29 protein-coding genes are annotated in these 21,707 nt (G+C 53.0%); all 29 read right to left on the minus strand.

Annotated elements, in window-relative coordinates; all coding sequences use genetic code 11:
• Complete coding sequence (locus tag H7R56_RS19420) at positions 1-564, minus strand: phage neck terminator protein (RefSeq protein WP_044702578.1); 564 nt, start codon at positions 562-564, stop codon at positions 1-3.
• Positions 539-928 carry a hypothetical protein gene (locus H7R56_RS19425; RefSeq protein ID WP_044702579.1) on the minus strand — a complete coding sequence of 130 codons (390 nt, stop codon included), beginning with the start codon at positions 926-928 and terminating at the stop codon, positions 539-541. The genes H7R56_RS19420 and H7R56_RS19425 overlap by 26 nt, the downstream gene beginning before the upstream one ends.
• Positions 915-1,469 (minus strand): hypothetical protein, encoded by a 555-nt coding sequence (locus H7R56_RS19430; protein ID WP_044702580.1) that lies wholly within the window; start codon positions 1,467-1,469, stop codon positions 915-917. The genes H7R56_RS19425 and H7R56_RS19430 overlap by 14 nt, the downstream gene beginning before the upstream one ends.
• Positions 1,466-1,873, minus strand: coding sequence for a DUF4054 domain-containing protein (locus H7R56_RS19435; RefSeq protein ID WP_044702581.1), 408 nt, complete (start codon positions 1,871-1,873; stop codon positions 1,466-1,468). Before H7R56_RS19435 ends, H7R56_RS19430 begins: the two co-directional genes overlap by 4 nt.
• Entirely contained in the window at positions 1,839-2,228 is a 390-nt protein-coding gene (locus H7R56_RS19440; protein ID WP_006120171.1) for an STY1053 family phage-associated protein, read from the minus strand. Before H7R56_RS19440 ends, H7R56_RS19435 begins: the two co-directional genes overlap by 35 nt.
• A gap of 41 nt (positions 2,229-2,269) precedes the next feature.
• The gene (locus H7R56_RS19445; protein WP_021241729.1) at positions 2,270-3,211 is read right to left on the minus strand and encodes a DUF2184 domain-containing protein; all 942 of its coding nucleotides are present in this window, start codon (positions 3,209-3,211) and stop codon (positions 2,270-2,272) included.
• A gap of 11 nt (positions 3,212-3,222) precedes the next feature.
• A complete protein-coding gene (locus H7R56_RS19450; protein ID WP_044702585.1) occupies positions 3,223-3,705 on the minus strand; it encodes a structural cement protein Gp24 in 483 nt (160 codons plus the stop codon).
• A gap of 232 nt (positions 3,706-3,937) precedes the next feature.
• Positions 3,938-4,411: a DUF2280 domain-containing protein gene (locus H7R56_RS19455; RefSeq protein ID WP_109555204.1), complete on the minus strand. Its 474-nt coding sequence runs from the start codon at positions 4,409-4,411 to the stop codon at positions 3,938-3,940.
• A gap of 83 nt (positions 4,412-4,494) precedes the next feature.
• Positions 4,495-4,656, minus strand: a complete 162-nt coding sequence (locus H7R56_RS19460) for a hypothetical protein (RefSeq protein ID WP_182928366.1) — start codon at positions 4,654-4,656, stop codon at positions 4,495-4,497.
• A complete protein-coding gene (locus H7R56_RS19465) occupies positions 4,653-5,324 on the minus strand; it encodes a Gp138 family membrane-puncturing spike protein (protein ID WP_182928367.1) in 672 nt (223 codons plus the stop codon). Before H7R56_RS19465 ends, H7R56_RS19460 begins: the two co-directional genes overlap by 4 nt.
• A gap of 9 nt (positions 5,325-5,333) precedes the next feature.
• On the minus strand, positions 5,334-5,723 hold the full coding sequence (locus H7R56_RS19470; RefSeq protein WP_318169352.1) for a hypothetical protein: 390 nt from the start codon (positions 5,721-5,723) through the stop codon (positions 5,334-5,336).
• Complete coding sequence (locus H7R56_RS19475; RefSeq protein WP_182928368.1) at positions 5,686-6,762, minus strand: hypothetical protein; 1,077 nt, start codon at positions 6,760-6,762, stop codon at positions 5,686-5,688. The genes H7R56_RS19470 and H7R56_RS19475 overlap by 38 nt, the downstream gene beginning before the upstream one ends.
• A 3-nt stretch (positions 6,763-6,765) precedes the next feature.
• The gene (locus H7R56_RS19480) at positions 6,766-7,071 is read right to left on the minus strand and encodes a phage baseplate plug family protein (RefSeq protein WP_044702589.1); all 306 of its coding nucleotides are present in this window, start codon (positions 7,069-7,071) and stop codon (positions 6,766-6,768) included.
• A 14-nt stretch (positions 7,072-7,085) separates the two neighbouring features.
• Positions 7,086-7,730, minus strand: coding sequence for a phage baseplate protein (locus H7R56_RS19485; RefSeq protein ID WP_182928369.1), 645 nt, complete (start codon positions 7,728-7,730; stop codon positions 7,086-7,088).
• Positions 7,730-7,909, minus strand: a complete 180-nt coding sequence (locus H7R56_RS19490) for a hypothetical protein (protein ID WP_044702592.1) — start codon at positions 7,907-7,909, stop codon at positions 7,730-7,732. Before H7R56_RS19490 ends, H7R56_RS19485 begins: the two co-directional genes overlap by 1 nt.
• Positions 7,890-8,078 (minus strand): hypothetical protein, encoded by a 189-nt coding sequence (locus H7R56_RS19495; protein ID WP_224776483.1) that lies wholly within the window; start codon positions 8,076-8,078, stop codon positions 7,890-7,892. Before H7R56_RS19495 ends, H7R56_RS19490 begins: the two co-directional genes overlap by 20 nt.
• 12 nt (positions 8,079-8,090) lie before the next feature.
• A complete protein-coding gene (locus tag H7R56_RS19500) occupies positions 8,091-8,654 on the minus strand; it encodes an XRE family transcriptional regulator (RefSeq protein WP_182928370.1) in 564 nt (187 codons plus the stop codon).
• 601 nt (positions 8,655-9,255) lie between these two features.
• The gene (locus H7R56_RS19505) at positions 9,256-11,937 is read right to left on the minus strand and encodes a TOPRIM and DUF927 domain-containing protein (RefSeq protein WP_182928371.1); all 2,682 of its coding nucleotides are present in this window, start codon (positions 11,935-11,937) and stop codon (positions 9,256-9,258) included.
• Entirely contained in the window at positions 11,934-12,152 is a 219-nt protein-coding gene (locus H7R56_RS19510; RefSeq protein ID WP_074139164.1) for a DUF4222 domain-containing protein, read from the minus strand. The genes H7R56_RS19505 and H7R56_RS19510 overlap by 4 nt, the downstream gene beginning before the upstream one ends.
• Positions 12,153-12,171: 19 nt before the next feature.
• Complete coding sequence (locus H7R56_RS19515; protein ID WP_182928372.1) at positions 12,172-12,519, minus strand: ubiquinol-cytochrome C reductase; 348 nt, start codon at positions 12,517-12,519, stop codon at positions 12,172-12,174.
• Positions 12,516-12,761 carry a hypothetical protein gene (locus H7R56_RS19520; protein WP_182928373.1) on the minus strand — a complete coding sequence of 82 codons (246 nt, stop codon included), beginning with the start codon at positions 12,759-12,761 and terminating at the stop codon, positions 12,516-12,518. Before H7R56_RS19520 ends, H7R56_RS19515 begins: the two co-directional genes overlap by 4 nt.
• Positions 12,758-13,633, minus strand: coding sequence for a site-specific integrase (locus H7R56_RS19525; RefSeq protein ID WP_182928374.1), 876 nt, complete (start codon positions 13,631-13,633; stop codon positions 12,758-12,760). The genes H7R56_RS19520 and H7R56_RS19525 overlap by 4 nt, the downstream gene beginning before the upstream one ends.
• Positions 13,626-13,823, minus strand: coding sequence for a host cell division inhibitor Icd-like protein (locus tag H7R56_RS19530; protein ID WP_227674723.1), 198 nt, complete (start codon positions 13,821-13,823; stop codon positions 13,626-13,628). The genes H7R56_RS19525 and H7R56_RS19530 overlap by 8 nt, the downstream gene beginning before the upstream one ends.
• A 53-nt stretch (positions 13,824-13,876) precedes the next feature.
• Positions 13,877-14,179 (minus strand): ash family protein, encoded by a 303-nt coding sequence (locus tag H7R56_RS19535; protein ID WP_320108815.1) that lies wholly within the window; start codon positions 14,177-14,179, stop codon positions 13,877-13,879.
• Positions 14,180-15,300: 1,121 nt separating this feature from the next.
• Complete coding sequence (locus H7R56_RS19545; protein WP_125363670.1) at positions 15,301-16,530, minus strand: integrase arm-type DNA-binding domain-containing protein; 1,230 nt, start codon at positions 16,528-16,530, stop codon at positions 15,301-15,303.
• A 214-nt stretch (positions 16,531-16,744) separates the two neighbouring features.
• Positions 16,745-17,977 carry a DUF2213 domain-containing protein gene (locus H7R56_RS19550; RefSeq protein ID WP_182928345.1) on the minus strand — a complete coding sequence of 411 codons (1,233 nt, stop codon included), beginning with the start codon at positions 17,975-17,977 and terminating at the stop codon, positions 16,745-16,747.
• A 14-nt stretch (positions 17,978-17,991) separates the two neighbouring features.
• Positions 17,992-18,600, minus strand: a complete 609-nt coding sequence (locus tag H7R56_RS19555; RefSeq protein ID WP_044702608.1) for a phage head morphogenesis protein — start codon at positions 18,598-18,600, stop codon at positions 17,992-17,994.
• 13 nt (positions 18,601-18,613) lie between these two features.
• Entirely contained in the window at positions 18,614-20,083 is a 1,470-nt protein-coding gene (locus H7R56_RS19560; RefSeq protein WP_108961698.1) for a DUF1073 domain-containing protein, read from the minus strand.
• Positions 20,083-21,705 (minus strand): TerL protein, encoded by a 1,623-nt coding sequence (locus H7R56_RS19565; protein WP_182928346.1) that lies wholly within the window; start codon positions 21,703-21,705, stop codon positions 20,083-20,085. Before H7R56_RS19565 ends, H7R56_RS19560 begins: the two co-directional genes overlap by 1 nt.
• Positions 21,706-21,707: the final 2 nt, after the last annotated feature.

Genomic DNA, 21,707 nt, shown 5'->3' on the forward strand with positions numbered 1-21,707 from the left:
TTATTCTCCAAAAAAGGTGACTGGCGCTTCCACCAGCGATTTAATGCCGTACTCGCGCACAACCTTCCGGCGCAGGCGCACCGTCATGTCGTAGCGGCGAACCCATTGCTGGTTGATAAGTTCGGGGAAAGGGGTCAGACCGGTATAGTCGCCAAGGGACAAACCAAGCGCGTTAAGCTCAGCATTGTTTTGCGGGACAGATATGCCATCGCGAAAACGGGACGCATAAGACATGCCAGCCGGACCATAGAACGACGCCATACACTCGAACGTTTCATGCCGCCAGAGCTGAGCGCCCTCATCGGTCTGCCTGGTGAATGCAGGACTGTTATCAATGGGCCACCCGGTAACGCCGAACGCACACCAGTTCGTTTCAACTGACGGTAGTGATGGCTGTTCTTTCTGCCAGCGCGGGCGAACCATCCCAGCCGGCAAGCCGGAAACGTTGCGCATCCACTGGCTTAACAGCCTGTCGAGCGCTTCGTCATAATCCGGATCGCCGCTGGTGGGTGTCAGCCATCCGCGCTCTGTGCTGGTGTTATTGCTCAACGGGATTACCCCCATCAAACGGCAACAGTTCACAATGTGCCTGGACGAAGCCAGCACCGTAAGCGGTATACGGGTCGACGAACGTCACACGATAATCACGGTTCTGATACGTCACGATATCGGCATCACGGCCAGTCTGCCCCTGCGTGAGTCGCTCAGTCGTCACAATGAGAATCGCGCCACTGATAACCTGCCCGGCCTGCATGCGGCGGTTTTCCAAAGAGCGGTCAACGGTAACAACCCCTGCAAACTGCGTTTTAACTTCGCTGTCGCTGCCGATCCCGTCATCGTCCACCGTTTGCGCGCGACGTGTTACCCACAGGTTGAAGTCGCAAAAATCGGGGTCAAAAAGCACGTCTGTTACATCAAGAGTCGGCATCTTTATCCCTCACAACATGGGTAATCGCGGCAATATACTTGCCAGTATCGTAAAGAGGCTTAGCCAAAGCGGTTCCCGGAGATTCACCAGCAGTCCGTCGCGCAAGTTCCGCTTTCGCACCTTTGCGACCACGGCGCGCGCGTGCTTCAACGGTGCTATCTGCAAGCGGAGTAAAATCGGCAGCTTTGATGTAATTTTTCACACCTCTTGCTGCCATTGTACCTGCACGGTTGAGCGCTCTTTCCGCACCCGCCGCATTACCATCAAGCGCAGCCTGCGCCGCTGCTTTAAGCTGCGGCACTGTCTGTTCCTCTACCGATTTAACGCCGGGGATCAGGTGCGGGCGTGGGGGGATGTTTTGCGCTGGTGAGCCGTATTCGTTGACGTAACCGATCCCGGCATTGCCAAACGGAACATCTTCACGCTCGCTGTCTTCCGAAGGGATGCCGACCAGCACATCCTTTTTGGTTAGCGACCTGAGCGCATCCAGAATGGCCTGAGCGTTATCCACCCTCGTTGTTACACCGCTTTTGAAACTCATAGCTGGCGACCGCCCGCACCGAACATCGTGATCAGCTGATAAAATTCAGCGCCATATCTGGTGTTATTCCAGAAGCCTGCGTCAGGGTTTAGCGTCGCGCTGGTGTCATAGCTGACGCTTACCTTGTCAACGGACTTAGAGGACTGAACACCATTGGTTGAACCGCCCGGGCCGCCAACCAGCATCGCCCGGCTATCTGCCGCCCAAAGCGTCATGTAGTGCGCAACGAACAACTCGGCAAAATACGGAAACAACTTTTTGCCGGTGACGTTTTCGCTTAGCAGCACATCGGCCAGATTCAGACGAAACTGGATTTGCGCTTCGGGATATTTGGCAGGGTCAGCAAACTGCGGGAAGTCGCGGCGAAAATCACTTACTGTTGGCAGGCTTTGATTCTTTGGCATCTTTCGCCCCATTACCGCCAGTCTGGGCGGCAGCAATCTGTGCTTGCAGGCTGTCGTTCTGCTCTTGCAGCTTGAGCAGCGCTTCTTTCAGATCGGCAATCAGCTGATCTTTATCGACAATCTGCTTATCTTTGTCGGCAATCTGCGCTTGCAGGCTGTCGATAATGGGTTGCAGATCATCGGTGTCGCTAATCACGCTTTCGGAAAGCTCAGAGTGCGCCTGGGTGAACCAGTGAGACGCGACCTCTTCCGGTACGTTATGCCGCCCCCGGCCAAACTCCTGTTTTGACTGATCGCCGAGCGTCAGCGTAAACGGAGTGTGAACATGGATGGTAACCAGCTTTTCTTTCGCCATTTTCAGTTTCCTTCTGGCCCCTTTCGGGGCCGTTCTGGTTATCAGATACCGTCCACGTAGGACAGGGTTTCTTTGTACACTGGCTCAACCGCACCGAGCTTGCCGTAGTAGGTCGCAATCTGGTACAGACCGCGATACTGGATAGGAACGCTCTGCAACGGCACCAGCGGATAGCGCACATATTTCTTGTCGTTGGTGTAGGCGACCATACGGTCTTTACCGCCAACCCCGCGCCCTTTCAGCCATTTAACCGCTTTGATTTCCAGCGGAACGCCGTTCTGGTGGAAAGCGATAGTGTTCACGGCCAGATAGGTCAGCAGTGACTGGTTACCCGCTTCGGAAACCTTACGGCTCGCCAGCAATGAATACTGCTCTGGCGGAATGCGCAGATCAGAAGGCACGACGGAATAACCGGATGCTGCCCAGGCATTCGACAGAATGCTGTTCACGCTATCGAGAATCTCGTCGTTGGTGGAGTTCGCCCAGGTCTTCGGCGCATTGTTCAGCGTCACACCGACAAGGTTTGCCAGCCCTTTCAGGCCGAGCGCATCATCGCCAATGTAAACCTGCTCGTCGTTGTCCATCTGCCATTTGAGCTGCATCCCGTCGTACTTCTGGGTATCAATCGGGCGACCTACCTGCTGAGCTGCTGCCAGCTCTACAACGGTCCAGCCCAGTTCCATGCCCCAGAGGTTCAGCGGATTGCCATCTTTGCCGATATCAACGTTCACGCCAGCAATAGCAGTGGAGTCTTTGCCTACCCAGTTTTTACCGTTCGGATTTGCGCCAGTTCCCGCCGCGCCAAAGCTGGTGTTAGTCCAGCTGGAAATGTCATCTGCGATAGAAACGTCTTCACGCAGCTGAATATCGCGGGTCCAGGTGTAACCCACCAGCGGCAGGTTCAGCGTCTGGTCGAGTCGCTCCAGCTCCCCGATGAGAAAGGCACCAGAGCTATCAACGGTTGCCTGATCAAAAGTAATCATTCGTCTGTTCCTTAAATCTTCCAGGAGATTTCTGCATTGCCGTTAGCGTCACCGGCCCCTGTGAATTCGGCGTTGGTCAGCGCCACGTTTTTGCCACTGACGGACGTGGACATGAAGCCGCCCAGCGGCACGTCAATGGTTGAATCGAGCGAAACAACCACGTAGACAGGCGCGCCTTTTTTGATGGTACTGGCATCGAATCCAGATCCGAGGTTAACGGTCATGTAGCCACGCTTCATGGCGTCGCCCGGGAAGTTCTTATCCGTCCCCACCTGGCGAACCATGTCTGGCTGCGATGTGGTTGGATACGGACGAACGTAGATACCCTTCACCTTGTCGGCGGTGTCACCGTCCGCCAGCGGCACGAAAAAGCCGTCAGCGTCGTATTTTCCAGCCAGACCATAGGCAGCGAAGGCGTTAGCGGATTTAAGGATCACCGGTTCGACGGTTAAGTCCTGCGGGCGAGAGATAGCCCCGGCAATGCCAACAGGCATCCGGTACAGGAATGCAAGGCTATTATTTAATCAACTGAAATATAAGGATTTATTTGCAACCTGATTTTGCGTGTAGTCCATAGGCTGCTCTGTGATGTATGGCGCTGAATGGGGTAAGTTACTCAATACCAGATCTGTAGGATTTACAGGGAATTTCAATATGCAAGCTGTGCCACCAGCCCATTAACGAACGGTGCTATTTTTCGCGCGTGACGTGTCACGGCGCTGGTGGTTATCCCATGAATTTGCGGTATACCTCCCCGGCTTCTTCGGCGGTTAGGTTCGTTGTTTCCGTTCTGATCGGACCACCATCCTTGCCAGTGCTCTCAACCTTCAGCTTATTGGTGTAAGCGTCCCCGCACTCTTTCGCGGCCTGTTCGATAAGCTGCGCTGTTAATGCGTAATTCTTGATTGCCTCTGCACGGTTAGCCATGCGATCGAGCATACGCAGCCGGTACGCTTTGTTAGCGATAGGGATATCTGATATTTCACTCTGGAAGCGGGCGCGAGTGTGATTAAAGAGTTCTACCCATTTTTGGCTAAGATTTTTAGCCATTGTATTTTCAGGGTTGTAGGCCGATATCTGTTGCCGGGTAACAATGATGCCAAAATCTTGTTTTACAAGTTCGACGATTCTGGAAGGGGGTTCATAGCAAGCTAATGATTGAATAATCATAATCTTAGCCATTGTTGGTAATGCCGCCATTGTTCACCTTTTGACAAAGGAAATAAAAGTAGCGTGCTGAGTTCTGCCCCCTGCACCGCTACTTAAAGTTACAGATCACGTCATCAGTTCGTTTGATGCCCGGCGCGTTCAACGAGTCTTGCCTCACTCGAAAGCCGTTTATCTTCTGGCCTGCTGTAATCTGCGTTGTGGGATTCGATATCCTCCAGCCAGGTGCGGGGCTGTGGCTGCTCACCTTCTGGCTTGATCACTTCGATATTGCTCATTGTGGTTTACCTGTGTTGCTTCCACCGGACTCTACGCCGCCGTGGGTGTGGTTAATCTGGCTGATCCCGTTAGCCGTCTGATCGCCTGTTGACGTTATAGCCCCGTTTACCTGTACCGGACCGTTTAGCGTGATTTGTGGGCTGGTAATGGTAACGGCTCCATCAGCGGCCACCTCAACAAACGCCGAACCATCATCAGTACGCAGTTGCGCGGCACTGGTGCTGATACTGGAGATTTTTTTCGCCTGTGACTGTGGCCCAGGGATAACGAACGCATCAGAGAGGGAATGTAACCTGTTCCGTGAGGTGTTCTGTGTATCACCGTTCTGCCACCAAAAATCGATGCAACGGTCAGCAAAAACCACCAGACATTCATCACCGGCTTTAACAGGAAAAGTCAGCGTGCAGCCGCCGCCGCGAGGAAACACCACCGGCATATCCTGCAAAATGGGGTAATATCCATCCTCGCTCTTAGCTCTGTCTGTCGAGGTTGAACCACGCTTAGCGCGTACATCGCGCCCGAACGTAGACAATTCCACCACACACGTAACATTCTCAGGATCAAACGATTTAATCGTCCCCGGCATCGCTGCGCGAAGTCCTGACTTGGTACGCTCATAATTCAAATCGACAATTTCTTGATCGTCTACTGGTCTTAGCTGTGCCATATCCCCGCCTTACCCCGCTGTGTTCTTGCAATCGAAAGAACCAATAATGCGCGGCTGATCCATGTTCGTGCGAATAAGTTCGACATTAAGCCAACGGCGTTTGCTATCGCCATCTGGGCGAATATATTCAAAGCCGTACATATTTCCGTCACGTGCTGGCATAAGGGTCATTTGTACCCTTAATCCATTTTTACCAATCTCAGTAATTTTTTGTGACGTGACGGTTTCACCATTAACTGTTGTTAATTCGCCAACTTTCGCAACTAAAGTGAAATTTCCACATTGCGATGTAACACTGTTGACTTTAGCCATAACGTTAGTCGAAATGAGAGCAGCTAAAATAAGAATACAATTTTTCATATCATAACCATTTATTAACTGTGGAATCTGAAATGCCATCCTGCGCACCTCGCGCCTCACAAGCCATTTCCATATACCAGTTCTGCCCGCGAGTATCGCCGCGATAGCTTATATAGCGCACGATGTAAACGCCGTCCGTCGCGATGCTGGCGGGTGCCTCTTTCTGCGCAAGGCCAGTCGTCACCAGATTGCCGTTTATCTCCTGCTCACGGATGCCACCGGATTGTAACACCTGCTCGTTACTCAGTTGCGCACGATACACTGACGCCTGATCCAGTTGGATAAGGCTATGCAACTGAATTTTTGAGTTGATAAAGCAGGTGACATTAACGCCAGCGCCGATAGTCTGCTGTGGCATACCCACCAGCCCGGTATCAGCATTGAGAACTACCACCGCCTTTCTGGCATATTCCTCCTGGATAAAGTCGATTTTTCCATAGCTGAATTGCCATGTTGCATTGAGATCGGCGGCAAGTTCGGAAAGGTATTCCGCAACCGTTCCATAGTATGAAGCGCCACGGGGGTAAACCGTATCAGGGAAAACAGGTTCAACACCCTTTTTAATACCGAATGGCTCAAGGTAACGCATCAGCATGTTGTATTCATCGCGCAGCGTGTACCCCTTTTCGAGGGTGGCGCAAATAGTTGCTTCCCTGAAAGCCTTTTCTCCATCGTTGGCGACGATGATGATGTAGGAATCGGTGATATTTTCCTTCCCTGTGACCGAAAATGTGATATCTCCGCTAAAAATGACGCCATAGTTTGAATCGTCATTGCGCCCGTCAGAGTTATCATCGATGTAGCGAACCTTGCCTACCTCACTGGCTGGCACAACATCGCTCTGACTGACGTCAAGCCCGTCATAACCGGCAATAATAACGATACGGCTAAATTCCTGGCTCAGGATTTTATTTTGTGTCTCAGTCGAAAGATTGTAGATTTTCACATCGGCATAAGCAGGCCAGCGGTTATCGTTACGCTGTATACTAAAAGTAACTTTGAAGTCGCTCAGGACAATGCCCTGCCCCTTATCATCAATAAGCTGCAATTCGAAATGACGCATCCAGTTTGTTGACATGCTCTATTCCTGAATGAATGTTAAACGATGCTGGCTACCCAGCGTATTTGCGCCCGGGTACTCCGGGGCATCTTTTGCACCGATCAGCAACATGGCACCATTGATACCCAAATGCGGGTATTGCTCCAGCAAATTAACGCCGGGAATGACGGGTACACCCATAAGAATTGGCTCTCCGTCAGCGTCCATTACGTCCATGATCCAGCCAGCAACATCACGCCATGTTGTGCGCAGTGTGTAAGTCGTGCCGCCCAGGTCAATACGGAACTTCTGATTGCCGCCAGTTAGTGGAATTTCATTAATCTGCATATGGCTGCCTCTGATTATGGTTTAGCGAGCGGGATGCCAATTGCGCTAAGGGCATCACCGGGAACGCCAGAAAGAAAATTATTAATGCTTGCGGCCAGAGAAGTATCAGGGGGGGTTAGCGACTTAGTGCCGGCGTTTTTCGATGCGGCGGTATTTTCTCCCAGCGCCATATCCGCTTTAGCCGCTACCTGTATTTTTTGGGTGGATGTGAGAATAACCTCGCGCAGGGTTAAGGTTATCGACAAGACGTTTTCAGTCGTCTTGTCTGTCGTCACCTCAATGCCCCTGATCAGCATGTTTTTATAAATGCGCTTTCCGGTTGTCACGCTTAACAGCTCTCGCTTTTGCTGCATATCGAGAAACGCAGCGTAAACGTCGCGGGGAGACATGGCGTTTAACGGGGTGGAAAAACCTATCGTCCGGGTATCAAAGGCATCGAGTAGCGAACCACCACCAGCGAAGCCACATTCCATTGTGACTTCACACGGGCGCTTGTAGGCGTGATCAGCAACCACCCCGGCTCCTGATTCCGTAGGGCGCTCTACAGGGTGTTCGGTAATCTCCAGTGAATCGCTGTGTTTTTCCGATACGACAACATCGGGAACCATTATCCCGATCTGTCGCTTTGACAACTTAAACAGCGTCGAAAGAATATCCATCACGCATTCCCTTCAACGGCCATTGATGCCAGCGCCTTAGCCACCAGCCCGCGGGCAATTTGATGGACAGACGGCGCGACGCCAATATCGGAGCGCTGGCGTTCGCGCTCCTGGATCTTGCAGATTGCGGCGAACTGGTCGCCAGAGAGTAATACCGGCTTAACGTTTGGCTTTTTCATCCTGTTCACTCCAGAACTTTGCATTCGCTTCGTTGACTTTTTCCAGATTGCGGCATTCGTTGTTGAAGTTGTTACGCATCCGCAATTGCTCGGCCTGTTCACGGCCAAAGAGTTTACGCCCGGCGCTTTGCGGGTTTCCTGCTGCTAATTTCGGGTCATAAATAGCCATGCTCATTGCTCCTTACTTCGTGCGACGCCAGAAACTGGCGTTGTCGGTGTTAATGCTGCGAATGGCGTCGCCTGTGGTGAGAATCTTCGGTGAAACGTTGTTAACTCGCATGTAGTCGCCAACCTGTTCCAGAACGTCGATAGCCTGATCAAGCTGAATCTCTGATAGCGGGGTCGGGTGTACCGCACTGAATGCCTCAGCGGGTGCGTAACGCAGCACATCAAGCGCAACAAGGCGAGGATCGGTATCAGGAAGGGCGTTGTCATACTTTGGTGCTACAGCGCGTACCAGGCGCATAAATTCAGCGTCCATTGACGTTGGCGCGGTGGAGGTCGAGGAAGCGCCGCTGCCGCTGCGGGTAATCATGTCACTATCGCGTGTGTACATCCGGCGCAGGCGGTCGCCGGTTGCAATGCGTGTTGCACGTTCCTGCTTAAGCGTCGTTGCAAGATTCGCAATGACGAGAGCCACAGGCAGCGAACAGGTCAGCCTTTCAAACGTATCATCGGAGTAAGTCACCTCGACTGTACCACCAGCGTTATCACTTTCCAGATTAACATTGGTTATCTGTTTCATTGTTCATAACCTTTTGCGTTGTTTAAATTCTGATCATTGCATAAATTGCAATGTTAGTAAATATCATTGCGTATATTGAAATGATAAATCGACGTGATACTATGACGGTGATCCACCATTGTGTGATTGCATAAACATGGTTAACAAAAGCCCTCGCCTCTCCAGCGCGGGCTTTTTCTTTTCCGCTCCGCAAAGTTGCCGTTTCCGCATACTGTCGCTTAGGCGATGCCCCTCCAAATTCGTAATTACTCTCCGAAAAAACTCTATAGATAAGCAAAAACATGTTGGTTCAGTCGGTTCAGTTGGTTCAATTTGTAAAGATTATTGTTTTATAAGGATTATTTCTTTCGGAGTGAACCAACAAAGCCCCGTTTTGAACCAACAAACGCTATTTTCGTGTTGGTTCAGTGGGAAAGATTTACAGGCCAGCCAGAAAAGGGCGTTGGTTCAATAGCGGCATTTGTTGGTTCAAAATGGGCGTTTGTTGGTTCAGTGTTGGTTCACTTATGAGAATGCAAACACATTAAATACATACACTTACATTAATTAAGTGGTTACTGAACCAACTGAACCAACAAAAAAACATCTCGTATGTGTGTTTTTATTCTTCGCCCTCTATCTCGTCGGGGCGTAGCTGGAGCACATAAACGTTTATCTGGCGTCCATCAATTCGCGGGGATTTACGCTGATATCCCCTTCCGCTGGCTGGCGGTTTCAGTACCCCAGCCCCGGCCAGCACACGGGCAAACTGTTTCGCATTAAAGCCCTGCGCTATCTCCTTTTCGAACGCAGCCGGAAAGGTGTAGAACACTACGGGGCTTTCGTCATGCTCGCCTTTCTGACGGTATCCGGCTAAATCCCGAATAGGCATGTCAGCCGGGCTATACGGGAATGGCGCGAAACGGCTCAGGCCGTAGGCATTAAGAAACGCCTCCGCCTGCTCAATGATCTGCTTATGCTCACGGTTCCCCGTGCCGAACTCTTTTACCCAGGCGTTAAAGCCATGCTGGATAGCGTCCCGGCTTTCCTGCTCCCCCCAACCCGTGACAGGCATTCCCAGCACCAACGCCGCCTCCAGAATGGCGAACCGCTCGCCTACACGGTGAACCTGTTCACCATAATCAGCAGGGATAAGGCCACGCCAGCGCTCTTGCGCCGCTCTGACAGCTTGTTTTACCTCCTGCTGGTGGCCTGCAAGCCATTTAATCCATTCACGACCTGCGGCTCCGTGGTTCGTCTGGTATGCCTCTTTGAGTGCGTCAGCGTGCTGCTTGCCGTTCTGGTACTCATGGTGCGATACGGATTTCTCCATCGGTAAATTAAGCAGTCGCACCAGTTGCCCGGCCTTAACTTTCAGCCCACCAGCAGAAAGAAACGTCTCAATGTCCATTTCCCCGGTACTGATCGCCACGGTACGCCAGCGCTTTAACTCACGGTTGCCGCCCTCCTTGGCCCCCTGTAGCTTTCCGGCACCGTTAAACAGCGTGTAAGCAGACGTAGCAACGTCTTTGGCGCTACTGCCCTGCCCCACTTCATCCAGCGGTAACAGGCTGTCGTTATGCGCTTCCGCTTCGTTGGCGATACCCAGCGCTGTACCGTACCAGGTAAGGCGCAAGGCATCCGGTTCACCGTATAAACTGCTGGCAATGTTGGCGGTCGTTGTCTTCCCTGCGCTGGACTGTTCGAAAAGATGCACGCCGAACCCGTCAGCGCCAACAAGCCCGATCAGCGGCGCAGAAAGCGCAGCAGCAACGCCCAGCATCATTGACGGGTTGCCCAGCGCAAGGCGCGCCACCGAATCACGCCAGCTTTCCGGCGTTCCACTGACGGTATAGCCACCAGCCGCCGCACTCCGACCACTGAATAACAGCGGTATCTCTGGCTCACCAATAACATCACCATCCGGCATGATGTACGCGCCGCTGTGCCAGCCTGTGGTGTGGCTGATCTGCCATTCCTTGCCGCTACCGGTTCGTTGTAGCCAGTCGGCCAGAATCGCCCGCAACGATGGTTTGGTCGTTACACTGACACCGCCGTTTTTCAGCGTGCGCCATCCCTCACGGTCGCCAATGTCCTCCCATGGAAGCGCCCGGGTAACTTGCCCCCGGTTGCCGGGGACGTCCCAACGCAGGATCAGAAAGCGCTGTCTGGCGTTATCACTCCCCGCACCAGCAATCTCCAGCGGAGAGCATAGCCACGCCTCGGTATTGATAATTTCCCCTGTGTCTTTGTCCACTTTCGGGGTGATCCAGTGAATGCCATCCGCACGGCTCTCTACTCGCGGTTTCAGATCGTCGTCGATACCAAGTTTTTTCTTGCCACCGTCGATAGCTGTCAGTGTCGCACCCACTTTCTTACCCTCCGGTTGGTACATTGAGTCGTTAAATGCTGCTGTGGCCGCTTCGAGTCCGTATTGCTGGTGGTAGTCGTTCCAGTCCGCTTTATAGTCCACTGGTGGCATGGAAACCCAGCCAGAAACGGCTTTCGCGGCTTTCTCTGCGGCCTCCTTGCCAGTGTTAACTTTCACTCCTTCAATTCCGTCACTTTCGCTGCTCTGGTCGTTATCTGCGGCAATGATGATCTGCGCGTTCGGGTAACGCTGGCGCATCGCCATGGCAACGGCGGGGAGGTTCCCGGCGTCAATTGCGGCAATAATTGTCGCAATTTGTCGCAATTGTTGAACGGATATCGCTGTCGCCAGCCCTTCGGATATCACAACCGTTTCCGTATTTTCAGCGGAGTTAACCACACAGAAGGAGCCTTTCTTCACCGTTCCGGCCACCAGCCGCTTACTACCATCTGGCTTAATGATCTGAGCACCGGTAATCGCCCCTGCGACGTTCGTCAACGTGATCAACATCGAGCCATCAGACAGTAGCGGGAAGGGGCGTTGTAGCCCCTTTGATGTGAGGTAGTCAGACTGCCCCGGCGCAGTTTTGGCAGCTAGACAGGCTACCTTGCTGGCTATGTCCGTTTGAGGCTTCTCTCTGGCTGGCTTCTGTTCCGGCAACGGCAACGCCATCACTTCCGCCACCATCACAGCCGCCTCACGTGCACCGCACTGCCTGACCTTCATCACCAGATCCAGCCCCGTACCTGCGCCACAATGTGAGCAAAAGTAAGTGCCTCGCCCGTCCTTGTCGTCAAAGCGGTATCGGGTATTGCCACCGCAAGCCGGGCATGGTCCCTCGCTGCGATTAGTTGGAATACCGAGCCGTTCAAAAATTGGCTGCCAGTGACCGGTCGCCTTGACGCGCACATCATTAATAAAATTATCTTTCACGGCTTAACCTCATCCACTGGCTGAAACTCTTTCAAAAATCGCAAATCCGACTGCACACACGGCGATGCGTAGCCATCCCGATAAAATGTCACTCTGTTGAATCGGTAACTTTCCACCGTCACCAGGCAGCCTCGTTTATCCTTCCATTTGTCGCCTTTGCAGATCACAGGATGAGAGAAGCCTCTGGCACCAAAGCCAGTTAATTTCTTTTTCATGGTTTAATACCCGATTAAATTAATTACTGTTCTGCTCGTCGCTGTCTTTGACTGGCAGCTTATCCCCGGCGCGGCGCTCCATTGTTCGTAACTGAGCCTTTGCATTAGCGCTGTTATCCTGTAAGGCACGGGCAATAGGCATGATATTCATCAGCATGTCGCCAATATTCCGTAAATCATTAGCTGCCATTTCTTCACTGTAATTACATGAATCATTATCCGTCGCCCAAAACATAAGATTACCAACCGACTCCAGACCAGTAAGAATTCCTGATAGCGCATCACTGCTATTGCTATAGATTTCATCCAGCTTTTCTTTGCTGGCATCAGGGAAACTTGTTTTAACCAGATCGTTATAAATACTCATGCTTTCCCCTCCCTCTGATTCACAAGACGATTAAACCGGCATTCCGTTCTTATGGTGGCGTGTCTTAATTCGCTGATCAGCGTCCTGAATCGTGCGCCAGCTTGCGGATTTGCATCTCGCAGCGGCTTATCAAGATGAAGCATCCACAACTCAAGCAATTCATTGGCATAGCGAACTGCTATGGCAGCGTCGGTAATGGTTGGAATCACTTCCGCTTCAATGACTGTGTTTTTTGTGCTCATGCTGTGACCTCCATCGCTAAACGGGACTGGATCGCGGACGCTTTGCTACCAAGCTGTAAGTAAGTGCGGGTAATTGCCGGGTTGCTATGCCCCAGCATTTCAGAAGCCACCAGCAAGCCCTGATCGCCTCCGGCAGACATGAGGTTAAACGCTGCTATTTTGCGGCTTGAGTACGCGCTAAGGCGCAGCTTGGCGTTGATGAAGCGGGTAAACCACACCATTACGCCATGAAGTTTTCGCCAGATGGTTTGGCGGGTCACGCTACCTTCCAGACGTTGACAACGGTTACTTTCGATTTGAGAGCGGGAAAATACCAGGTCGTCCTCCACCAGATTCCGATCCTGACGGTCACGCAGCCGCTTGATAATGCCAGGCGGTAACTGTTTGGTGTCGTGCTTGACGTCAGCCTTTGCCACCAGCTCGAACACAATCGCCTGTTCCTCGTCGTTCATATCGGCGGCCAGTTCGTCACAACCGATGCTATCCCACTTCATGTAGGCGATATGGTCAGCGGCGAGCCGTGCGGCGTCCTTGCGCTGCTGGCGCACAATTTCAATACCTTTGCGGGTTGCCCGCGCTTCGGCGGCTTTGGTCTGCTTCGCAACGATAATTGTCGCCTGTCCCGTTTCCCAATTGACGCAGGAATAGCGCAGGTTGCAAACGTCGCTGGTACGCCAGCCGGTTACGGTCGCAATATCCCACCAGAGCAATACCCAATCCGGTTGCGTCTGCTGGATGCGCTCGCGTAGCTTGCGCTGCTCGTCGCGGTCATAGACAGGGGTCATGGTGCGACTACCCTTTGTGCTCGCCGCTTTAACGACATTGCCGCGCAGCTCGCGGGCTTTGGCTGTCAGAGTCTGGAGGTTAAACACGGCGCACCTCCGGCACTGGCAGACGTGCGGCCAGAGACAAAATAAAGTGCGGCGCAAGGATGCGGCGTGCTTCGCGTTCGGTCGTAGCCTCAACGGACAGACGGCAAGGTTTGGCTTTTTTATCGTGGCGATTAAGCGCGAGAAAGCGCCAGGTGAATTTTGTTTGAGTGAGGGTAGGGATAGTCATCATGATGATGATCTCCTTTGACTAATTTAAGGAGCCACCACCTGAGTTCTCACGCTCTAAAGGGTGGTGACACTGACAGGGGTGAGAATACCGGCGTCAAAGGGAACCGGCCAGCCCGAAAGCTGCCCTGCCAGCGCCACCATTGATTCTGTGCGCGGATCTGCGCCGCTACATATGGGGGTACTGACATTGCGACAAAAAAAGACGCGATAGGCGTCTGTTGTCGCCTTTGACCTTATCCGGGTTCTCACGCCCGGCACCCGTTTTGTGAGGTGCGAAATAATCATAACCACACCCCGCCCGCCAGCGCAAGAAGATATTTCACCACCAACGTTTGTAACACCTGTCGAATCGTCCATGCCCCCGGAATGGGAACATTTCAAAACTGCGAATCAAAGTGCGAATGGAACTGCGAATTCGCAAAGAGAGAGCACCGCTCAAAGCAGGCCGGATAAGGCTTCACGGACAAATTGCGAATGCGAATCCACCAGAAACGAAACGCGAATGACCCAGAAACGAAGCCGATACGCAGGGAGCGAACTGCTCGTATTCAATCTCCCGAAAAGTTGGGAGATAAAATCATTTCCCAGCCATCCCCTGAAATTTCAGGAGATCGAGAGCCACCAGCAGCGAACCGTTCATGCCATCGGTAACTTGCAGCCCGAAGCTCAAATCTGAGCGTTGACCGCCAGCCAGAAGAAACCATTTTAAATCCCGCGCCTTCTCTTTGGATGAACAGGGTTACTCCCCGTAATGCTGTGAACTGCCACGATGATTCGGGGTTGTGTTGCGCTGGCCTTTGAGTCCCGCACAAACACTGACCCACAAAATTTTTGTAGGTGACTGGCCCTCTTGATGAGGTGCTGTTTTGCGTAACCCTTAATGAGTTGTGCAAAGGCTCAACCCTTTAAAAGGGTTGCCTAACCACCGGCGATAGTAATAACCGCCAACCTATGAACACTATGAACACTATGAACACCTTTGAGCATTTTTCTATAAACATTCCACTACTGCCCTATTTGATGCCTTTCTCTGGCTGGCCTGTGTAAGTTACCGTTGCTGGGAACTGACAATAAAAAAGGCTTGCCCCTCTCAGGTAACAAGCCTTGTCTATCGCTCTGGATCTCACTCACTACAGATTCCGCGCTTTTGGCTCTGTCTTCCGATCCACGCCTCCACCTCATCGCGATACCAGCAATTGCGGCCGCCAACTTTGAAGGGCATCGGAAAGCCGTTCCCCTCATCCTTCAGAAATTCATAGAACGCAGAATCAGAACGGTAGCGTAGACGGGCTTTAACTTCGACTTTGAGCAAAATATCACTGTTAGATATGGACATAAAAACCTCATTATATATTCGATATAATTATATATGATTTGAATAAAAAAAACGCATTCCGGTTAGCTTTGGGCATAAAAAAAGCTGGCTTAAAGCCAGCTATACCCGTTTGAAATCATGATTATCCAGAAATGGATGTGCCTTACACAACCAGCCTCAAGCCCTTATCGCCGCTGGTCTCCAGTATTTCGCCACACTCTGCGGCCTCGATAAAGTCCCCCCACCATTGCATTAAAACCCGGCGTTTTTCCAGATAGTCGCTACGGTTATAAACATTTCGAATCGCATCGGCGCTTTTGTGAGCGAGTGCAGCCTCAATCACATCAGGGTTGAACCCCTCGTCATTTAAAACTGTAGATGCCAACGCCCTGAACCCATGAGGAACAATCAGCCCTTTAAACGACGTTTTGTGTATCCCGGCCTGAGTCGCACAGCGTGAGATCGGCTTATTTTCTTTTCGCCATGAGGGGAAAACATAATCGCAGCGCTTCCACTTTTCGGCCTCTTTAAGCACGTTTATAGCCTGGCTCGATAATGGGACTACGTGGGGGCGCTTTCCTTTCATCCGGCTTGCAGGGATTTGCCAGATTGAGTTATCAAAATCAATCTCATTCCAGAGAGCGCCGCCAGCCTCCGAAGGCCGGACCATCGTAATGATCTGGAATAATAATGCCAGCTTTGATGGCTCCCATAAGCTCAACTCGTTCCATGCGCTTAAAAATTCGGGCAACCGCTCTTTCTGTAAAGTCGCTCTTGGCTCGTTTTTTTCAGCCGGGAATGCTTTACCAATTTTCGATAGCGGGTTGTGCTCAATAACCCCAATGTTTACCGCATAATCCATTATGGCGTTGATGGTAATAACCATTTTCGTAAGCGTTGATGGCCTTTCCCTGAAAGGTTTAAAAGCCTGAATAGTATCGGCTGCGTTTATTTTATGTACCGTGGTATGCCTAAAAATCGTGGAAAGATGCTTCAACGTCACATTGTGCGATTCAAGCGTGTTGCTTCTCGCACCTTCTTTAATCTTGATTTTTAGCCATTCATCGGCAACGGCCTGAAATGACTGCGCGTACATTTTACGCTGTTCATTCCTGGCATCTTTTTTGACTTCGTTCGGATCTATCCCTCGCGCTACCATACGGCGCAGTTTCGAACGTTCCTCCCTCGCTTCGGACAAAGTAAACTCCGGGTATCGTCCAATAGTATAGGTTTGTCTCTTCTTCGTTACCGGGTGTACATACCGAAAACGCCATGACTTACCGCCCCGGCTTGTGATGTAAAGCAACAAACCGAAACCATCGTGCAAACTGAAATCCTTGCCCTGTGCCTTCGCGCTTTTCACTTCGATGCTAGTTAGTGGCCTAACAATCATTCAACACCTCTCTGGCTACCATGTAATGCAAACGGCGCATGATTCTCTTTCTAGTCCCTCATGTACCGAATCAAAGCGAAATCCGGCGAATAAATCCGCACATGTTCGGAGTGTCATTTTTATGGTTCAGGCCAGTAACGCCGTATGATTCCGAACGATAACGCACTGATTAATAGATATTAGTTGCATAAGGTACAGATATGCAGTCATTGGATTATCCTTTGCGGTTAGACCAGAAGTCGGCGTTTTGTTTGTTCAGGGAAGCGATGCTGGTCATGCCCATATTTGGACGTTGTGCATCGCCAGTGGTGGTGCGGGTGTTTCGCCCTTTGGCAATCTCTGACACGGCGTTAAACGCCATATCTACCGATTGCTTGGGCAATTTGCGGATATCCACATCACCGACAACCTGGCGAACCAGTGTTTTGTCAGCGGCAGCCAGCACATCACGTTTGAACGCGGTCGGTTTCACCTTACGGCTCAGATCGATACCCGGCACGATAACCTCGGCACGATAGGCAGAGTCACCGGTAATCGTGGTTTCCTCTTCTTTGTCCTCGTCGTCGCCGGTCGGGTTTTTGTTATCATTTTCGCCAGGCTTATTGTCGTTATCGCCCGTCGCATTTCCTTCCAGCTTAGCCAGCAGGGCTTTGAGCAAGGTTTTGATATCGTCCTCGCCGTCGCCGGTTGGCTCTCCGCCCATTTCCGGCTTTTTGTCCGGTAATGGTTGCTGCGGTGAAAGGTTAATGTTGAGGTTAACGCCGCTCGGAAGATCCCCTTCATCACCCGTTACAGCCGCTGGCGCAGAGTCCAGCAGTTCGTTCATGGTGTCAGCGTCACCCGTTTTGATGGCCGTGCGCATGCGGGTCCACCAGCTTTTCTTTTGATTTGCCATTGTGTCTCTGTCTCCAATTGCACAACGATTTCCGGCTCTGCCTTTAGGGACAAGAGCCACATGGTTTCCGGTAATATCGACCTGCTCGGCTTTACCTGGCTCGGTCTGCTCGTACTCCGCGTCATAGCCACACGACACTTCGCGCAGGCCATCTTCGATAAGCTGAATGGCGCTTTCGTCTTTGACGATAAGGTCAGCCAGCATCAAATCAGACTGATCACCTGTCCCGCGCCGCACGTTCTGAAGATGCCCGACCGCAAGCTCTTTCCAGTTCTCGGGGTTCACCAGCCGCACATTCCCGTTTTCATCTTCAGGATGCAGGATCGTGATGCTCATCCCTTCGAATGAGGCGAGCGTGGCCGGATGGAATACCTGCTCAGGAGAGCGCGTTACGACTATCTCGCCGAGTTTGTCGGGTTTGAGGTTTGGCAGATCGGCAGCGCCGTAGAGCTGCTTACCCGTTCGACCTATCGGCACGTCTTTGCACAGCAGCGAGCCGTCAGCCAGCTGATAACGGGTTTCCCCCAGCCGGGTATTGAAAAAATATTTCATGTTTTACCTGCGATTCAGGCGAGATAAGAATGAGGATTGGGGAAGACGATTTCTTTGTAACAGCGGCAGTTCGGGAGCTCGCCAGCGTGACCGGTCATGCCGTCAAGCGTTGGAGGTCGGCCCCATTCGACAAATTTACCCTCCATCTCCCGATGAGAATGTCTGACGTCGCCATCTTCGGCTGTACGCCAGATATAACCATTTGAACCGATAGACAGCGCACGCGCCTGATCCAGCGCGCCGGTTGCGCGTCCAAGCTCGGTACGTGCGATAAGGTTCGCTCGCGAGCGTGACACGTCACCTGATGCCGCTATCTCTTTCGCGAATGGCTCAGCGCGTCCACCAGTCACAACGGCCTCGATGGCCTTGTTCTGAATGTCATACACCCGATCGGCGGCCTCAAGAGGTAGTGACTTGATGTACTTAATTTGCTCGGCGACGATGGATTTCATCACCTGGCCTACCGGGGCGCGGTCGACCATATTGCACAGCTCTGCGCTGATGTTCCGGCTGTGCTGACGCCACTGCTTTTCATTCTGGCGCGCAATGTCGGCGGTAAAGTTCTCAGCAACCTTCGTCGCCCAGGGGGTGATGATTTCGCTGTAGCGCTCCAGCGCATCCATTATTTCGGTGACGCTATCGTTTGAACCATCGTAGCGACCATTTACGATATCCCCGACCGCCCGCGCTATCTGCCGTAGGCTCGTTCGATATCGGATCTCCGCCTGTCGGCTCTGGCGGTTTGTCGCCAAGTTCGCCGATGCCTGGCGGAGCTTCGTCTTCGGCATTCTCGATATCCTCGTCGGTAATGGATGCCCCGATACCGGTGACGTCAGAGTTTTCGCGCAGGTCGGTCATTGCCGCCTTACGCGTCATCAATCCGTCGCCCAGCGCGGTGCTGATCGCGGTGGTGGTGTTTACGGCCACCGTTGAGCGGTCAACGTCAGACATTTGCCATAGCGGGTTAAACTCAAACGTGAAATCGTCCGGCAGCGGCTTACCGAGTTCCGAGCGGTGCATAATGTCCAGTATCCGGCGCATCGGCAGCCGTAAGCGGCGCTCCTGCAATGAGCTCACCCGGTCGTAATAGTTGGCGAGGTCAGCGTCACCAGTAGAGAAGCCTTTCGGGGACTGACCGAACAGGCGTACCAGCGGGATGCCGACGGCACCGCTGATCTGCTCAGCGAACTGCGAAAGAATGTCATCCAGACCACTGAAGCTGTACTGGTGGGTTTCGAACTTATCCCGCGAGTCCATGAGCGTCATGCCTTCATTGCTCTGGAACTGGCGGATCAGGTCGATGTTCTTCAGCAGCGCCTCGAACGCCGGGCCGCCAAGCGCTATAAGCTCGCGCAGCTTCTCCACGCTGTAGGTGCGCAGATGCGCTTTATAGACCAGCTGCGCCGCGCCGACAGTGGCGCTGTCGAACGCAGTAAGCCGATCCCAGATACGCTCTACAACCGACATTCCCCATTCGTTTTCGGTCATCTTCTGCTGGAATGGCAGCGTCACCCCATCGAAGCGAATCAGGCGGCTGTGATGGATGCGCCAGGCCGGGATGCCCGTTGCAGTTGTCACCACGTCGTAAAACTCAGGTTTGCCGAGATCCGGCCCCATCTCTTTAATGCGGCGGGTCAGCACCGGGTTAATCATCCAGCGGTCGAGCGGGAGAATGCCCTTAAACTTGCCTTCTCCAATAGTTTCGAGCCGCAGCGGGGTCATTGGTGCCTGCCCCTCAATCATGATGAAGCCAACCGCGCCGCCATAGAGACGCGACCATTTCAGCACGTCGTTCAGCGCATCCCAGACCTGCAACTCATCCAGCTGCGCTTCGAGGGTGCCACGGTCTTTGGCGTCAATCTCCGAAGTGATGCGAATGCCTTTCCGGGTCATATCGTCCGGGATAGCGTCGACCGCTTCGCCGATAACCCACGATCCGCGATATGACCATTCCACCAGCATGCGGTTGCGGCTGGTGAAGTTCGCCCGGTAGGTCGATGCTGAGTGCTGGTTAGGCGTCTGCATCCCCACGCGGGCGACAAAGTTTTCATAGCCATCAGCGGTGGCCTGCGCCGTTCGCTGAGAGGCTTGCTTGTTTCGTGCCATCAGGCCTGTCTCCCTAGCAGCTCCCAGATGTTCAGGGCTGAATTCATTGGCGCGTAGCTGATCATCACCGAGTCGGCGAGGTTCGGCGACTTGGTGCCGTCAGGCTGTTTATCAACAACGATTTTCCCCACACCGTTAATGGAATAGGTCGGTTGCGACAGCTCGATGATGAGTTTGTCTTTGCTCGCCATGGCGCTGCTGATTGAGATAATTTCGTCCGGGTTGTAGGCCATTCCCTCAACCACGGCGCGATAGGTGTTCTGGAAAAGCTTGCGTAATTGCCACCAGCTCTGGGCCTTGGCGTTAGCAAAGAAGTCCTTGTTCAGGCGGGCGGCCTGTCCGTTGTCGCCGCGCACCGCTTCGTCGTCCGGATCAAACACCGCGCCGCTACCGCGAAACGGTGTGGCGAGTATTGACGGTCGGCGCGCAGCGTTGCGCAGTTCGTTGATAGCGCGCGCATCGCCGCGAACGCCGGCGCCCAGACCGTCCTCGTCGAAGCGAAACTCTTCGAGGTTGTCCTGTTCGCAAAAGCCGAAGACCTTCTCAACGGACTGGTAAATGTCGCTTCCCACGCCGGACCATTCCCGCACGTTCTCCAGGAGGAAGCCGTGACGGGTCGAAAAGGCGTTTTTGTCCCGGCCTTCGTCGGCGACGTCCATCGCGCCCAGTCGTTTGCCCGTTGGCTGGATGCCCAGCTTGATATGCGCGTCGACGGCAGCCTGTACCCAGTCGGACGGGATCAGGACGCCTTCCGCAGATGCGCTGTAGTTCAGGTCAAGTTCCTGCGCCACCACCACCGGATTGTCGATTTTCTCGCATTCCCTGCGATACCACTCTTCATCCTTGCGCGGGTCATTTCGCCAGTGGAATGTGAATACCGGTATCTTCCCGCCGTGACGCTTCTGCGCGAACGGGTTCGCCATGCCGTTAACCGAGCTCAGGTCGATACGGCAGCGGGTGGTTTGCGACAGCGCCGCGTCAATCAGCAGAGGACGCTGGAGGAATGCAGCCTCATCCACCAGGTAGAGGGTGGTACGGTCACCACGACCGATATTGTCGCCAGCCTCGCCTTTGATGACCGCGCCAGTATCGGGAAACTCAACGCGCATGTACGGCGCGTGCTTCTTCTCGTCCCACGAACCGCGAAACTCGACGGGCAGCGTTTCCACGAACTTGCGCGCCTTCCAGAACAGCGCCTTCGGGTCTCCGGTGCTGTCGACGTATTCCTCTTTACGGGAGCCGAAGCCGATGACCATTTCTTTGTTGAAGAGGCAGAGCGAGCAAGCCAGCCCGATCGCCGTCCAGCTGAGCCCCATTTCGCGACTCTTTTCGGTGATGCCGTTCTCCAGCCGTTCGCGCCGCTCCATGATCCAGTGAATCCATTCTTCCTGTTTCGGGAACAGCAGAAAAGGGATGGTGACCGGCAGGCCATAATCGATGTTACGCGGGTCAGTCGTCATACCCCAGTCGATGATGAACTGTGCCGGGTTGGTGCGGTAAAACTGCTTTAGCGCTGGCAGCATTTCAGGGTTCTGGCGAATGCGCTGTAAGCGATCCATCCGCCATTCAAAAACCATCTGGTAATCAGGGTTTCTGAAATCGAATTCAAACGGGAGAGGCATGA

Origin of the sequence: Klebsiella sp. WP3-W18-ESBL-02 (assembly GCF_014168815.1) — a bacterium.
In the GTDB taxonomy this organism is placed as follows: domain Bacteria; phylum Pseudomonadota; class Gammaproteobacteria; order Enterobacterales; family Enterobacteriaceae; genus Kluyvera; species Kluyvera ascorbata_B.